The organism is Cocleimonas flava (assembly GCF_004339015.1).
In the GTDB taxonomy this organism is placed as follows: domain Bacteria; phylum Pseudomonadota; class Gammaproteobacteria; order Thiotrichales; family Thiotrichaceae; genus Cocleimonas; species Cocleimonas flava.
This window is the reverse complement of sequence record NZ_SMFQ01000005.1, coordinates 65,588-80,186: the sequence shown is the minus strand read 5'-3', so window position 1 is coordinate 80,186 and position 14,599 is coordinate 65,588. Positions and strand designations below refer to the sequence as shown.

Below are 14,599 nucleotides of genomic sequence, written 5' to 3'. Positions count from 1 at the left end.
ATAAAAAAAGGGTTCCGCAAAGCATAAATTCTATTTACGATTTCAAACAACAAAAACGTAATATCATTCAAAGTAGGGGGGGGGGGGGCTTTTGTAATTAATGATTATTTTTTATTCTTAAAATCTTGCGATAAAAAGCTCAAGAAATCACGAATCGTTTTTAAACTGAGCTCAGCACTTTTCATGTGGTTTTCTAAATGAGCCACCTCATGTTCCTGCTGTACTTGTTCACGACGATCAAGTTCTAGTTTTAGCTCGTCCAATGTTTCTTCCGTTTCTACAACAAGTGCTCGTAAGCGGTCATTGGTTAAGATGTGAATGTTTTCCATAATATTTTCCTCGCTTAAATTATGCTGCTAATACCGAGACATGCACCCGGGATGACAAAGAACACGCCTAGTATATAACCTAAAGCAACCATTTTATTCTCGGCAGCTGTAGCACCTAACCATTCAGCAGCTCTGACAGGAAGATATCGTAAGAAGGGGAGCCCATAAATGATAACTACACCAAGAATATTGTAAGTAAGATGAATAAATGCAATTTGCAAAGCTGCTTCTGCATTACCCGTTACGGCGGTTGCTGCCAATACTGCGGTGACGCAGGTTCCGATATTCGCACCCAAGGTAAATGGATAGATCTGGCGTAAATTAAATGCGCCTGAACCAGCTAAAGGTACCATTAGAGAGGTCGTGGTAGATGACGACTGCACCAATACAGTGACTAATGTACCAGAGAAAATTCCAGAGATAGGTCCACGGCCGATTGCTGTATGCATAATATCTTTAGCTTTACCTACCATAAGTTTTTTCAGTAATCTACCCACTAGGGTGATAGATAAGAAGATTAATGCGATACCGAAAACAATTAATGCAATCCCCCCTATTTGATCGCCAAATCCTTCAACGGCGCCTTTTGCTGTTTTAACGACCGGGGCAGTTGCAGCTTTAACAAAATTGAATCCACCCATTGAAGTATCTCCAGCGCCATAGAAGAAACTAGATAACCAAGAACCTATTTTCTCTAAAAAGCCGAACATGATTTCAAGCGGAAGAAAGATAACAACAGAGAACAAGTTGAAAAAGTCATGCACGGTCGCTGCTGCAAAAGCGCGTTTGAATTCTTCTTTTGCACGAACGTGTCCCAAAGAGACAATCGTATTGGTAATAGACGTACCAATGTTCGCACCCATCACCATCGGTACAGCAACCGCAACCGGCAAACCGCCTGCAACTAAACCAACGATGATTGCGGTAACAGTAGAAGAGGACTGGATTAACGCAGTTGCTACAGTGCCAATCACTAATCCTGCAAATGGATTGCTAGCAAAAGCAAAAAGCTCTTTGGCGTGATCACCTGTCGCTAGTTTAAACCCTCCACCAATCATGCCTACAGCACAGATTAATAAGTAAACGAGAAAAGCCACCATCGCCCATTGCAACAGATGACTTTTCGTTTCTTCTGAGGTGCTTAGCTCTGAAGTATTTAGATTAGACATAATTGCCTCCTTAAAAAGTAGAAGCAAGAATTCTAAAGAGCCATTATTAAGGATTAATGACAGGTAGGAAATTAATAAAAATCATTCTCATTTGATAAAAAAATATCCATGACTACACCAGTTAGGGATGAATGATGAATAGTCGAAGGATGTTTATTTTTGGTAAGGAGGAAAAGAGCAAAACAAGGTTAGAGATTTTAAAGCAATTTGATCGACCCATTTAAAAGATAGAAATGGGTCGATCCGTGTAGTTACTGTTTAATGTGATTTAACAGCCGCTACTACATATTCCCTTGCTATCGAAAGACATCGTACGGCCACTCAATGGAACATGAACTGCAGCCTCAGACTGCTCTTTAAATAATGCCAGACGGGTACCTTCGATGATTTTTCCGCCAGCGGTTGAAGGCTGGTTGGCGTGCGAAGGAATGATTGATTCAGGCTTGATGAGTTTGTTGACTACCCATGCTGCTTCTTTAGGGCCAGTGGTAAAGGTATCGCCAATATTGATCACGACTAATTTGGCTTTGTAATGATCACCCACTACTGTCTCTTGTTCAGCAGTGATTCCAGTATCACCCGAAAGGTATGTAACCAAACCGTTGGAAAAGGTGATGACATAACCAGTGGGTGGACCTGCATAAGCGGTTAACCCCGATGCTTCAAGCATTTTACCGAGTTTACCACCAATAAATTGTCCCGATACACCATTGGAATGCGCCGCAGGAACTGTGGTAATAGTGACACCATTAACCATGGTTGATGCGCCAAAACGCACAAGTTGTGAATTCTTGGGATCACCCCCCAGTTTTTTGAGCTTATTGGCGAAGAACTTTGGCATTTCGCTGCCGGTGATTATTTTTGCGCCTTTAGCGTGCGCTATTTTAGCCGCACTTGTACTGGGAAGGGCATTCACCGGAAATTGAGTATCTTTGCATTCACCTTTACCGGGGCTACCGATGTGCTTGTCTCCGACATGATCACCGTGCATGTGGCTAATGAGTACCACATCGATTTTACCCAATCTTTTATCATCCACTCCCGCTACTGTTCTGCCAGGATCATACAATAAACGTGTGCCATCTGGATCTTCCAGAATCATGGCTCGGTCTAACTGGCAGAATTCACCTTCCATACTGCCTAAAGGCGTCACTTTAACATCAGCAGCCATTGCTGATTGGGCGGATATGCTGACAGCTAAGGTGAAAGTCGAAAGCGATAGGGCTGAAAATAGCGGGCGTAAGTTTAATTTCATGCAGGTGACCTCTGTTTGATTAGATTAAGACGAGTCTATGCTTTAGCAATTGGCCATTCAAATAACCATAGTAAAAGGAACGATTGCCTTTTTTCAATGAAGAATAATGACGCCTGTTCAAATAATTGTAATGACACCCCCCTACTTATAGCCTGTTTTTTATAGGGAGCGTTTCATGGTTTTTACATTTTTTTTACAAAAAACGCACAATTAATTTTTATTATTCGCATAAACTTGAATTTGAATAGGTTGCGAACTGACATTTATACTTTGTGGGAGAAGTAGTGATGATAAAAATATTCTGTGTAAAGCAATTGCGGTATCTGGTTTTATTTGTGCCCTTTTTACTAAGCGCTTGTTGGGTGTCGGAAAGGCAGCTGTTCGATGAGTCTTTGATGGTAGACCCGTTTGGTCGGGCAAAGGCTTATGAAGTTAAAGGAAAAGACGGTAAAAGTTCGGTGTTTATCAAAATAGGCAGGTATTTTGAAAATCCAAATAATGGCAAACGCTATAGCTTTATTCCTTCTCATGTGAAAGGCAAAAATCACCTTAATCGTTATTACATCGCATCGGTACAAACCAAAGGAAAGCCTAAAACAGAATACGGCTATGGCTATGTAGATAATAAAAATGCCTGGCACAGTTGCGTTCTTGCTAGAGAAGGTAAGGTAAATTCAATTCATCAATTAAGGCAGAGGATTAAGGCAATCTCTACTCAGGGACGCCTAGAAACAGTGTGCAATAATTATGGTGTCGCAAAAACACTATCGGTGAAGAGGGCGCATCAAAAGGCAGGTTTAATTGCGATGCGTAAAGACTACCAAAAAAGTCAAAAGGCTCAGCAACAATTACGTCAGCAGGCAATCAAACCAAAAGTTGTAACAAGAACGGTTCAGCAAACTAACTCTCATTCACATGCAGGCAGAGTGCATAGTCATCCTTTGCCGCACCAAGGTGTTCATCATAGGCATGGTAATGGTGCTTATGGTGTCAGCAATAATAAGGGTCAGGTTGTTACCTATACTGAGACGACAACGAAGCACTCTGCTAAAGCCCATGCTAAAAAACCACCACGAGGCAAAATTGGTGTTGCAAAGCCACCAAGAGCACCTTCGAATTTGAATGGGTTTTATTTGGTTTATGAGAGTGGTGCAGTAGACAGAATTTCACAAAGGGGATCAGATATTCGTATTTATTCTGAATTAGCTAATGAATTAGGGCGTGGATTTGGAACTAGAAAAGGTGATCTGGAAAGTCGGGGTACCTATAGTGCAAAACATTCGAGTTTATCTATTCAAAATGTTCTTCCTATCACACAAAACAAGCGTGCTTTCCGTCACTGCGGTAAGATTTTTAGTAAAATGTCTCGTGCGAACATTCTTCCTATCAAGCTTAAGGATGGAAGTTACTCACCTAATGTGTGGGTTTCTAAGTCTCGCTCTAAAACATACTGTTCCATAGCTCAAGTGAGTGCAACCTCATGCAGAGTAGTTAGGTGTTCTAAGTATGAAAAAAGAAAGCCAGGCAATTTACTGATGAAAGATCGTTTGCGTGCGATAAGAATAGGTAGTCAAAGGCAACGTACTTATCGTGGAAAAACCTATGCTGAAAAAAAAGCAGAGCTTCGCCGTTATAACCGTAAGCAAAGTAAGTCTAAAGGCTCAAATAGCGGCGGCTGGAGCGCATCACAAGACGCATACCAGTCTACTTACGACGCTGCAACGGACTGGTGGGGCTCGCAGCTCTAATCTTGCAACTCTAATAATGAATATGAGAATTAACCTTAGTTCCTAGTTAGAAATAACAAAGTGAAAAATTACGATATATAATGACGCCATTATAATTTTTTAAGCGGGAATTATTATGGACAAGAAAGATATTGATGTTGTTCTGATTGGTGCTGGAGCAATGAGTACCTGTCTGGGCATGTTGTTAAAGCAACTCGATCCGACTTTAAAAATCATTATGGTGGAGAGACTCGATGGCGTAGGCAAGGAGAGTACGGCTAGCCATAATAATGCGGGTACGGGGCATGCCGCTTATTGTGAGCTGAACTATACTCCGCTTCAAGAAGACGGTTCAATCGATATCAGTAAGGCGCTTAGCATTAATGAAGCGTTTGAGCTTAGCCTTCAATTCTGGTCGTACTGCGTTGAAAACGGTTCGCTGCCAGACCCATCAAGGTTTATCAACTCTGTGCCGCACCAAAGTTTTGTTTGGGGCGAAGATAATGTCGAATATTTGCGTAAACGTTATGAAGTGATGCGCGAGCATCCAATGTTTGCAGAGATGGAGTTCAGTGATGACCCGGCTGTAATCAGTGAATGGTTGCCGTTAGTGATGGAAAATCGCGACCCCAATGAAAAAGTAGCGGCAACAAAAATCGCACATGGTTCGGATGTTAACTTTGGTCGTATAGCACGTGCATTTGCGCGTCATTTGCGCGAACAGGATGACTTTGACCTTAGATTAAATGTCAATGTTACCGATCTTGAAAAGCAGGACGACGGCCGCTGGAAGGTCAAGATAGAAGACTTAAATCTTGAGCAAAGAGAGCCTATTTACACTAAATTCGTATTCCTCGGTCTAGGTGGTGGAGCACTGCCTTTACTACAGAAATCAGATATCCCGGAAGCGGATGGTTATGGTGGATTTCCCGTTAGTGGTCAGTGGCTAATCTGTCGTCGCCCAGATATTGTAGCGAAACATAATGCCAAGGTTTATGGTAAAGCTGCTGTTGGCTCGCCGCCAATGTCTGTGCCGCATTTAGACAAGCGCGTTTTAGAAGATGGCAATGCCTTACTGTTTGGTCCTTTCGCTGGTTTTACCACGAAGTTTCTGGTGCACGGTTCTAAGTTTGACCTGATCAAATCCACCACTTTCGACAATATCTTGCCATTGACGATTGCCGGTTTCCGCAATTTCGACCTAACCAAATATCTGGTTAAAGAATCTAGAAAAACGCATGCCGAGAGAATGGAATCATTACGCCATTACTTCCCCGATGCTAAAGCCGATGACTGGGTGTTTGCAGAAGCAGGGCAACGCGTACAGATTATCAAAAAAGATAAAGACAAAGGCGGAAAGCTGGAGTTTGGTACTGAAGTAGTAAGCTCTGCCGATGGCAGTATCTCGGCGCTTCTGGGTGCATCTCCGGGCGCTTCTGTAACGGTTAAAGCAATGTTGGAAGTACTGGAAAGTTGCTTTAGTGAGCGAATGGCATCGGATGAGTGGCAGGCAAAGCTACAAGAAATGATTCCTTCGTATAAAAAATCGTTAATCGACGATCCTGAATTATTAAAATCAGTCCGTAGCAGAACGCTGAAAACGCTTAAACTTGGTGATAGTTAAGGGTTAAAAGATATCTAATAAACAGTTTGCCACCCCCCTACTTATAGGCACTTTTTTAAATTATAGGCACTTTTTTAAATGGTGGTATAAGTAGGGGGAGTAATCGGTTTGAAACTAAATGAATATGTACACAAAGCATCTGTATACGAGGTACTGGCATTTTTTGTTAGTATCTCAGTAATTATGCGAGACAGATGACTTTAACTATTTGGGGTGGTTCCCCCTCTTCATATTTCTCTTTGTTTTTAATATCAACACGACAGTTTTTATTTAAACGATCATCAATACTTAATGCTGCTGGTGTCTCATAGAACATAATTGCTGATGCAGATATGTCTTCATGTTCAATTTCCAGCGTATTATTCCCTTCTAAACTTACTGGTTCTTTTAAGGTTAATGTCATCGTAAGTTGAAGCCTGGTTTTATTTTGCTGTTGTATTTCCTGCAATTCATACGTGGTAACTTGTTTTGTTTCAAGATATAGATCATTCAGCGTTAAACTGGTGAAATATAAAAAATTTCCAAGTTCTTTAATTAACCGTTCTCTTAAATCGCTTATGTCTTCGTCATCCTGTAGCATTAATTTACTGACGTTATCATCATAGGTCCATGTCATTTTAATGGAGTCTAACTGCTTTTGTGCGTTTGCCTGCAAGTGAGATGTGAGGCTTATCTCGTAATGGAAATGAGCGAATGCCGTTTGCGGTATTGTGAATAAAAAAAGTATTAACAAATGTATTAACAAACATTGACTGCTGTAAAAAGTTTTCACCGTGTCTTTATTTTTCATCAAACTGTTAAATCCTAAATTTTTGCATATTGTAATGTTAATGTGATCAAGGCACTGGTTGCGACCCATGACCCGAGTACACGCAAAACAATACCGTCTCCAAAACGGCGTAATAGTTGTGCTATCAACGACAGTATTAAGGTGCTCAAGGTAATCGTTATGACTGCACCCAAGTGCCAGTTAATAACACTATTGGTGCGTAAACCGGGAATACTGATTGGTTGTGAATCAATGCCAATAAACAAACCAGTGAGAGTTGCTAATAACAGGCTAATGATTAGAATCAGTGGTGGTAGTTGTTTTATTCTTATGACTACCAGCAAACCAATGATTAACGCCATGCCCAGCAATAACAGTTCTAATCTGGTCCCTGGAAATACAAAATAGTTGAGTAACATTCCAGCTATCGATGAAATAAACAGTAAAAAAATATGAATGGGAAGCTTACTTTGTTGTCCTATCAAAAATGCCAGACTGCAGATTAAAATAGCATGCGAAGGTGTCAGAACAGGGTGTTGTAACCCTTGCGTGAGCCAACTTGGCGAAAAAGAAAATAATAGTGGTAAATTCATTAATATCATCTATAAATTGTATTAGAAAAAGGTAAGTGATGCTTGACTGATACAAGTAAAATTATTACCCTTAAATGTTTTGTACTGATTATCATTCGCAATAAGAAATAGTCGGTTAATATTAACGTGTTAAATAAATAAGGTCACCTAAAATGAATCCTAAAACCTCTGTGTTCGTTAAATGTTTGTTGCTAATCGCCGGCATTTTTTCATCCTCTCTAGTATTTGCTCATAGCGATGCGGGAAGTATTGGCGGTGGTTTCATGAGTGGCTTTTTACACCCAATGCTAGGGCTGGATCATGTTGTGGCGATGGTGGCTGTAGGCTTATGGGGTGTGTTTTTAGGGCGTCCTGCAATCTGGATTCTACCGGTTGTATTTCCGCTGGTAATGGCATTTGGTGGTGCTTTAGGTGTCGTTGGCGTTCCTATTCCTTATATTGAAACAGGTATTGCATTATCTGGTTTGGTATTAGGTCTTGCGGTGGCTTTCGCGGTTCGTCCTCCTATCTGGGTTGCAGCGGTATTGGTTGGTGCGTTTGCGATATTCCACGGACATGCGCACGGTACAGAATTACCTAATGCGGCTAACCCACTAATTTACAGCATTGGTTTTGTTATCGGAACGGGTTTATTGCATCTTGCGGGTATCGCTTTCGGCGAACTGACTCGTTGGTCTTGGGGTAAATACGTTGTACGTTCTGGCGGTGTGGTTATTGCCCTTGTCGGACTTGGTTTTTTGAGTGGCGCGCTATAATCGTATATAGATACTTTTAAACAAAACTATATAAATCTGCACCCCTCTACTTGGGCTGACTAGTAAGACTGGTCGAAAAAAAGCCTTATAAGTAGGGGGGTGACTTAAGAATTCAACGCTATTACTTCTCCAATATCCATTCCTGTGCTTTTGTAAACTCATCGTAATCGAAGTGTTTAACATCTGCAGAGACAAAGAATTTCGCTAATATTCCCATTAAGTCGCCAATGGGGGAATCTGTTACCAGCGCAACATGCGTCAGTTTTTTCTCATGACTCTTTACGAACTTAAAATGTTCGACCATCGCCCCGAGAGAATTCCAGCCGGGAAAATCCTTGGTGTTGATAATCAATCCATTAAGTTTTCCATGTTCGATAATATAAGGGTCGATGACTTTGGTAATTAAATCGAAATCTTTCTCTCTTAATTCACCTTGTAACTGCAACACCGCGATTGCGGCTTCTCTATCCAGCTCTATAGATATCATTTCTCATCACCTCTTATTCGTTGTATTTTTTCTAGTGCTTGTTTATTTTACTATTGATATTTTAGTCTTTTCTCGATTTACGTAAATGAAAAATACCTTAACTTTCGTTCACATTGTTGTGTCACTGTCGTTAGCTGTCGAGTCTGGTTTTAATCTGGTTGTAATCCAGGGTTCAGCGATTTACTTATTCAGGGTCACTCACATCTTTCAACGTTAAAATATAAAATGCCGCTAATAAAGACAATAATCCCAATATCAACAATGTTGAAGCAGCGCCGAATTTATCACCAACCAGCCCGATTAAGCCTCCTGCCAACATCATCACGCCAATGATAGTGTTGGATACCGCGACGTAGGCAGCTCGGTTTTCACCCGTTGCCATATCCATCAAATAGACCTTACGACCCAGACGAACGCCGCCATGCATCACATTGAGCAGTAAAAAGATAATGGCAAAGCCGATTTCATGCGTTACTAAATCCCATTCTAGCCAGATTGCCGAACAGGTAAAAATGGCTAAAATTCCAGCGCCTATTGCAGCAATAGCCATAACCCGCTTACTGGATGTATCGCTCATATAACCCCAGATGGGTGCAGATATGCTCGATGCAATGCCATTAGCAATAATCAATGCGCCTAAACCCATTAAACCCGAGTCGGTATTGCCTTGTGCCACCAACACGTAAAAGGGAGGTGCCAGTGCAACCGACAATAACAAGGTGCGCACCAGTACATATCGACGAAATTCAGCATCATCAACGATTAAACGCAATTGCTGGATCGCGACTTGAAGGGCGTTTCCTCCGCCTTCTGTAGCGCCTGGTTGTTCATCGATGCGAGAGAAGATCAAAGCGGCCACTATCCATAAAACAGCGCCAGCAATTAATAAACCTGAAAATACTTGAACGCTAGAGTCGCCGAGATCAAAACTACTCATCCAGATACCCACGATAAGAATAGCAATGCCAGAAAGGCTGGCACTCCAACCCATCAATACGCCACGGCGACTTTTGGAGACGGTTTTACCCAACACATCTTTGGCAGAAACCGAACAGATGCCGCGCGATAAACTAAAAATGACCAGCATCAATATAAACGTCCAGCCCGCGTTTTTGCCTTCAAGAGTTGCTGCCGCCCATGCCATGCCCAGTAAGCTCAATGCAGAAAGCACTGCACCTAGAACCCAGACATATTTGCGAATTTTGAGATTACGCACGGCAGCTGCGACAGCTAATTGAGGCAGTAAAACACCCGCCTCTCGAATCGGCACAATAAAGCCGGTGAATGTAGCAGGTACGCCCAATAAACCGAATAACCACGGAATCACCAGTTTGGCACTGGTGATTTCATCGGCAATTTTTCCTAATAAATTGGACCACAAATAGGCGAAAAAATTATGAGGCTGATCGTTACACGCGGCTTCTGGGATATCCTTACAAACACGTGCATCTTCATCACCTGTAATCCGATTGTAAAGTTCTTCTGTATTGAATTTCATGCTTGGTTCTTAGTAAGAATTAAATAAAAGTAACCGGTATCAGCCTAACGTCGCATCAAGATACATCATGCAGACAAATCCAATCAATAAACTGAATGTTGCCAGATTCTGAAAGCCACTTCTGTGAGTTTCCGGAATAATTTCATCGCTGATTATAAATAACATCGCACCTGCCGCAAACGCTAGCGCCCAAGGCATAATAGGGCCAGCGAAAGATACAGCAACACTGCCAAACAATCCCCCAATGGGTTCTGCAAGCCCAGTTAAAAATCCGATGAAAAATGATTTCATCTTTGAATAACCGATTGAAAGTAAAGAGACCGAAACGGCCAATCCTTCGGGGATATTCTGTAACCCTATGCCTGTTGCGAGGCTCATGCCATTACTGATGTCGCCACCAGCAAAGCCTACGCCAACCGCCATTCCTTCTGGAAAGTTGTGCAGTGTAATTGCAAACACGAACAGCCAGATACGCGTAATTTTTTGTGTATCAGGACCTTCCTGACCAGAAAGAAAATGCTCATGGGGTAAATAGCGGTGCATTAAAGACAAACTAACGGCCCCCGACATAATGCCAATAATCGTAATGATTACCGCCATATTTTTGCTGTCGAAAATTTGCTCGCCGTATTCAATGGATGGCAAGATTAATGAGAAGAACGAAGCTGCCAGCATAATTCCAGCGGCAAAACTGAGTAAACTGTTTTCAAGTTTTGCGGATAATTGTTGAAAAAAGAAAACGCCCAAAGCGCCTACGCCTGTCAACATACCTGCAACAAGACTCCCCACAACACCCATCATAATGACATTCATAGCAATCCAATATTGTCGTTTAATTTAGAAGAAGATTATTGTGCTATTTTCTATGACGAAAAAGCCCTAAATGTTAATTGTGTGCAGAGAAATATATCAATAAGCCCAGCGATCTTTTTATCGACTGAGCCAAAGACACTAATATGATCTCCAAAAAATAAATCAGAGTTTAAGCAGTTTCAAAAAGATAAAATTAAAGATGGAAAGCAGACTTAAACCAATACCCACGTATAAATCGCTGCCACTACTCGCGCCTTGCGACCAAAGCCATATCTTACCCACGCCGAGGAAAGCGAAAACCATAGCGAGTGCTAATAATAGGGGTTTGAGAACGATTAGTTTTTTGTTCGGATCATTCTTCATTGTATTGACCACGGGTTGATAGTTTTACTGTTAACGCTGACTATAATAACAGCAAAAAACAGCCAATTTATATCTTAGAAAGGGATGAATTAACAATTATCCGTAATTAATTGGAGTGACTGTCCTGAAGGAAGACTCACGTTATATTTCGACTAATACTGGCTCCAACTCGAGGCGTTGTAAGAAAAAGTGCCTCAAAGGTGGGGGGTGACTTTATTCTTTAAGCGCTTTGAGAATCCTGGGATAAAAGAAACCCAGCGTCAGGGCTCTGATTAGCATAAATAAACTCAAGCCTAAAAATAGGCCATGATTGCCCCATTGTGGAACGAGAAATTGTAATAGCACAAGGAAGATGAGCGTCGATACCAACATCGCATTACGCATTTCTTTGGTATAGCTGGCACCGATGAAAATGCCATCGATTTGAAAACTCCAGATAGATACCAGCGGCGCGATGATCATCCATGGTAGGTAGGTTGTTGCGGTTGCGAGTACCTCATCGATATTCGTGAAAAAGCCTAGAATCATTTCGCCGAAAATTAAATAGATGGCGCTGATTAAGACGGAAAAGCCGAATGCCCAAATACTGGTCATTTTTACCGAGCGAACATAGGCTTTTTTGTTACGTGCTCCATAGGCACTTCCGGTTAACGCCTCTGCTGCGTGCGCAAAACCGTCCAGGGCATACGCCATAATGCTTTGTAAGTGGAGTAATATCGCATTAGCGGCTAATACAACTTCACCCATGCCGGTACTAATCGCGGTGAAATAGCTAAGTGAGAACACAAGGCATAATGTGCGAATAAATATATCGCTATTCGCGCTGAGTAAACGTGTGATTGCCTGTCGTTCGAGAATGGCTTTCCAGCTAAAACGTGCTAACGCTTTTTTGATTGGTTCGCGCAGCATAAAGAAGCCACAAGCTGCCGCAAGGTATTCCGCGATTAAGGTTGCATAGGCAACGCCTTCGACACCCATGTTAAAACCAACCACAAATACCAGATCTAACAGAATATTAGTAAAATTGAGCACTAATAATAGAATCAAAACCCGCTTGGTATTGTGCATACCGATGAAAACACCGGTAAATACATAGGTCGATAAGGTCGCAGGAGCGCTCCAGATACGAATATGGGCGTAATTAGCTGTAAGTGCCTCGACCGCAGGTGTGCCATCAAGTAGGTATAAAGCAAATTGAATGATGGGGTAACTGATCAAAATGCTGAAAAGCCCCAGCCCCAGCGCGAGTATGATCACGCGAGACAATGTATCTAGCAGTAATGGCTCGTTATCAGCACCATAAGCCTGGGCGATAAAACCCGTAGTGCCCATTTTGAGAAAACCAAATCCCCAAAATAGAAAGCTGAAAATCAATGCGCCTAATGCTACGGCACCGATAGATTCTGGTCCTGGTAGGTGTCCAACAACGGCAGTATCGACTGCCCCAACCAATGGAATCGAAAGATTCGAAACGATAATTGGCCCTGCGAGTGCCCAGACTTGTTTATGACTAGGTGATAATTTGTTGGAGTTAGTCATTAGGTGTCGCTGAATTCAAAAGACATTATTGTGTTTTATTTGTTATGAAATAGATAGGGAATAGATAAGGAAAAGCCGCGAGAAACAATAGTGAGAATATACTGCGAAAAAAATAGCGAGAAGGAAAACAGATAGGTAGCAATATACAAAAAAGTGCCCCAAAGGTGGGGGGTGACTTTATGATAAATAAACAATGCGGAGAGTTAAAAAATACAGATATCGCGACGTATTATTTGAAAAGGTTCGGCTTTAAGTATGTTCAATGAGCTTTGCTCATCAATTTGCATATTGGTATATACAGCGTTTTACAAACGATGCAGCAGCTTGATTAAGCTGCATGCTTCATTGTATTTACATCTTCGTTAGATGTTTTTGCAACATTGTAATTAACCACTTCGCAATCTTGGGTCGCTTCTACTGGTGAGTTTTCCTTATCTGAGAAAACACCTTTGAAGAGACTCCAGATAGACTCAGAGCGTATACTTCTAGCTCGTTGGTCGTAAAAATTATAATCAATAGAACCAGTCTTGGTTTGGTTGTATCCTGATTTAATAGCTTGTATGTTTGTCATTATTGAGTCCTCTGTTCTCTTAATGTTGAGGTAATAATAAGGCGCTAAGATTTTTTGCACAAAGGACTTAATCTCGTGGCACAGATGAGGTATTCTCATGTGTATGCAAAATCGCCTCCCTCTTAACAATCTCAATACCTTTGCCGCAGCTGCAGAACACCTTAGTTTTCAAAAGGCGGCAGAGTCGTTATATGTCACACCTTCAGCGGTGAGCCATCAGGTGCGTAATCTGGAGCAGATTCTGGGTCATAAATTATTTGATCGTCTAGATAAAAGGGTCAAGCTAACGGCACAGGGTGAAAGGCTTTTTAATGATATAAGAGCGCCAATCAAACAATTGAATGAAGCGAGCAGAAGAGCATTTCGCGGGCTGGAAGACAGCGCCTTGGCATTATCCGTTGCGCCGGTATTTGTAACAGGCTGGTTGTTGCCAAGATTGAAAGACTTTTACAGTGCTCATCCCGATATTAATTTATCTGTAATCGCTACCACAGACATGATTAATTTTGAGTCAGACCCCTTTGATGCGGCGATTCGAATGGGTAAAGGTGACTGGAATGATTTACTCTCATACCGTTTATTTAACCGGGAAATAGTCGCGGTTTGTCATCCGTCGTTATTGGAAAATAATGAAAAGCTACAGGCTAATAAAAAACAGTTCACACCATTAGAAATCAGCAATCAGTCGCTTGTTTCAAACTCATCGATGCCAGGCTTATGGAAAGAATGGTTTCAATCTGCCCACATTGATATACGCGATGGAACCAGAGGCAATTTACAACTGCAAAACTCGGCTCAGGTTGTGGAAGTGTTGCAAACAGCAGATTCAATCGGGCTGATCGACAGAAACTTTATCAAAAGTGATATTAAATCAGGGCGCTTGGCGATTGCCTGTGAGCATGTTTTGCAGGGAGATAATGGGTATTATCTAACGGCTCCTAAATCTGCTGAATCCCTACCTTCTTTTTGGGCGTTCAAAGACTGGTTAGGCACACATAGTGACATCAGTTTTGAGACTTGATAGTGGCTTTAAAATGATTCAAGCCCACGATCTTAATGCTTGAATGATGTGGAAAATCATCTGCAAAGCTCACTAGAATAAACCTT

General features: G+C 41.7%; 15 protein-coding genes. 4 read left to right on the top strand and 11 right to left on the bottom strand.

What is annotated here, in order from left to right:
* Positions 1 to 104: 104 nt before the first annotated feature.
* The 3 genes from EV695_RS16815 to EV695_RS16805 all read right to left on the bottom strand — a co-directional run bounded on the left by EV695_RS16815 (position 105) and on the right by EV695_RS16805 (position 2,753).
* Entirely contained in the window at positions 105 to 329 is a 225-nt protein-coding gene (locus tag EV695_RS16815) for a hypothetical protein (protein ID WP_131907180.1), read from the bottom strand.
* Between the two features lie 14 nt (positions 330 to 343).
* A complete protein-coding gene (locus EV695_RS16810; RefSeq protein WP_131907179.1) occupies positions 344 to 1,498 on the bottom strand; it encodes a Na/Pi symporter in 1,155 nt (384 codons plus the stop codon).
* 268 nt (positions 1,499 to 1,766) lie between these two features.
* Entirely contained in the window at positions 1,767 to 2,753 is a 987-nt protein-coding gene (locus EV695_RS16805) for an MBL fold metallo-hydrolase (protein WP_131907178.1), read from the bottom strand.
* A gap of 287 nt (positions 2,754 to 3,040) precedes the next feature.
* Between EV695_RS16805 and EV695_RS16800 the strand changes: the two genes are divergently transcribed.
* Positions 3,041 to 4,501 carry a hypothetical protein gene (locus tag EV695_RS16800; RefSeq protein ID WP_131907177.1) on the top strand — a complete coding sequence of 487 codons (1,461 nt, stop codon included), beginning with the start codon at positions 3,041 to 3,043 and terminating at the stop codon, positions 4,499 to 4,501.
* A 115-nt stretch (positions 4,502 to 4,616) separates the two neighbouring features.
* Positions 4,617 to 6,104, top strand: coding sequence for a malate dehydrogenase (quinone) (gene mqo / locus EV695_RS16795; RefSeq protein ID WP_131907176.1), 1,488 nt, complete (start codon positions 4,617 to 4,619; stop codon positions 6,102 to 6,104).
* 181 nt (positions 6,105 to 6,285) lie between these two features.
* On the opposite strand, the gene EV695_RS16790 is transcribed toward mqo, so the two are convergent.
* A complete protein-coding gene (locus EV695_RS16790; RefSeq protein WP_165874747.1) occupies positions 6,286 to 6,894 on the bottom strand; it encodes a DUF1007 family protein in 609 nt (202 codons plus the stop codon).
* A 14-nt stretch (positions 6,895 to 6,908) separates the two neighbouring features.
* On the bottom strand, positions 6,909 to 7,466 hold the full coding sequence (locus tag EV695_RS16785; protein WP_131907174.1) for a hypothetical protein: 558 nt from the start codon (positions 7,464 to 7,466) through the stop codon (positions 6,909 to 6,911).
* Positions 7,467 to 7,618: 152 nt separating this feature from the next.
* On the opposite strand from EV695_RS16785, the gene EV695_RS16780 reads away from it, so the two are divergent.
* Positions 7,619 to 8,221 (top strand): HupE/UreJ family protein, encoded by a 603-nt coding sequence (locus EV695_RS16780; RefSeq protein WP_131907173.1) that lies wholly within the window; start codon positions 7,619 to 7,621, stop codon positions 8,219 to 8,221.
* A 121-nt stretch (positions 8,222 to 8,342) separates the two neighbouring features.
* On the opposite strand, the gene EV695_RS16775 is transcribed toward EV695_RS16780, so the two are convergent.
* The 6 genes from EV695_RS16775 to EV695_RS16750 all read right to left on the bottom strand — a co-directional run bounded on the left by EV695_RS16775 (position 8,343) and on the right by EV695_RS16750 (position 13,492).
* Positions 8,343 to 8,708 (bottom strand): SpoIIAA family protein, encoded by a 366-nt coding sequence (locus tag EV695_RS16775; protein ID WP_131907172.1) that lies wholly within the window; start codon positions 8,706 to 8,708, stop codon positions 8,343 to 8,345.
* A gap of 184 nt (positions 8,709 to 8,892) precedes the next feature.
* Positions 8,893 to 10,206, bottom strand: a complete 1,314-nt coding sequence (locus tag EV695_RS16770; protein WP_131907171.1) for an MFS transporter — start codon at positions 10,204 to 10,206, stop codon at positions 8,893 to 8,895.
* Positions 10,207 to 10,245: 39 nt separating this feature from the next.
* Entirely contained in the window at positions 10,246 to 11,019 is a 774-nt protein-coding gene (locus tag EV695_RS16765; RefSeq protein ID WP_131907170.1) for a ZIP family metal transporter, read from the bottom strand.
* 162 nt (positions 11,020 to 11,181) lie between these two features.
* On the bottom strand, positions 11,182 to 11,382 hold the full coding sequence (locus EV695_RS16760; RefSeq protein ID WP_131907169.1) for a hypothetical protein: 201 nt from the start codon (positions 11,380 to 11,382) through the stop codon (positions 11,182 to 11,184).
* A 213-nt stretch (positions 11,383 to 11,595) separates the two neighbouring features.
* Complete coding sequence (locus EV695_RS16755) at positions 11,596 to 12,921, bottom strand: MATE family efflux transporter (protein WP_131907168.1); 1,326 nt, start codon at positions 12,919 to 12,921, stop codon at positions 11,596 to 11,598.
* A gap of 328 nt (positions 12,922 to 13,249) precedes the next feature.
* Positions 13,250 to 13,492, bottom strand: coding sequence for a hypothetical protein (locus tag EV695_RS16750; protein WP_131907167.1), 243 nt, complete (start codon positions 13,490 to 13,492; stop codon positions 13,250 to 13,252).
* Positions 13,493 to 13,589: 97 nt separating this feature from the next.
* On the opposite strand from EV695_RS16750, the gene EV695_RS16745 reads away from it, so the two are divergent.
* A complete protein-coding gene (locus EV695_RS16745) occupies positions 13,590 to 14,513 on the top strand; it encodes a LysR substrate-binding domain-containing protein (protein ID WP_131907166.1) in 924 nt (307 codons plus the stop codon).
* Positions 14,514 to 14,599 lie beyond the last annotated feature (86 nt).

Excerpts from the sequence above, each read along its gene's own strand:
- EV695_RS16755 (WP_131907168.1), bottom strand. The coding sequence starts at position 12,921 with ATGACTAACTCCAACAAATTATCACCTAGTCATAAACAAGTCTGGGCA.
- EV695_RS16760 (WP_131907169.1), bottom strand. The coding sequence starts at position 11,382 with ATGAAGAATGATCCGAACAAAAAACTAATCGTTCTCAAACCCCTATTA.
- EV695_RS16785 (WP_131907174.1), bottom strand. The coding sequence starts at position 7,466 with ATGAATTTACCACTATTATTTTCTTTTTCGCCAAGTTGGCTCACGCAA.
- EV695_RS16805 (WP_131907178.1), bottom strand. The coding sequence starts at position 2,753 with ATGAAATTAAACTTACGCCCGCTATTTTCAGCCCTATCGCTTTCGACT.
- EV695_RS16800 (WP_131907177.1), top strand. The coding sequence starts at position 3,041 with ATGATAAAAATATTCTGTGTAAAGCAATTGCGGTATCTGGTTTTATTT.
- EV695_RS16790 (WP_165874747.1), bottom strand. The coding sequence starts at position 6,894 with ATGAAAAATAAAGACACGGTGAAAACTTTTTACAGCAGTCAATGTTTG.
- EV695_RS16780 (WP_131907173.1), top strand. The coding sequence starts at position 7,619 with ATGAATCCTAAAACCTCTGTGTTCGTTAAATGTTTGTTGCTAATCGCC.
- EV695_RS16815 (WP_131907180.1), bottom strand. The coding sequence starts at position 329 with ATGGAAAACATTCACATCTTAACCAATGACCGCTTACGAGCACTTGTT.
- EV695_RS16775 (WP_131907172.1), bottom strand. The coding sequence starts at position 8,708 with ATGATATCTATAGAGCTGGATAGAGAAGCCGCAATCGCGGTGTTGCAG.
- EV695_RS16770 (WP_131907171.1), bottom strand. The coding sequence starts at position 10,206 with ATGAAATTCAATACAGAAGAACTTTACAATCGGATTACAGGTGATGAA.
- EV695_RS16765 (WP_131907170.1), bottom strand. The coding sequence starts at position 11,019 with ATGAATGTCATTATGATGGGTGTTGTGGGGAGTCTTGTTGCAGGTATG.
- EV695_RS16810 (WP_131907179.1), bottom strand. The coding sequence starts at position 1,498 with ATGTCTAATCTAAATACTTCAGAGCTAAGCACCTCAGAAGAAACGAAA.
- EV695_RS16750 (WP_131907167.1), bottom strand. The coding sequence starts at position 13,492 with ATGACAAACATACAAGCTATTAAATCAGGATACAACCAAACCAAGACT.
- EV695_RS16745 (WP_131907166.1), top strand. The coding sequence starts at position 13,590 with ATGTGTATGCAAAATCGCCTCCCTCTTAACAATCTCAATACCTTTGCC.
- mqo (WP_131907176.1), top strand. The coding sequence starts at position 4,617 with ATGGACAAGAAAGATATTGATGTTGTTCTGATTGGTGCTGGAGCAATG.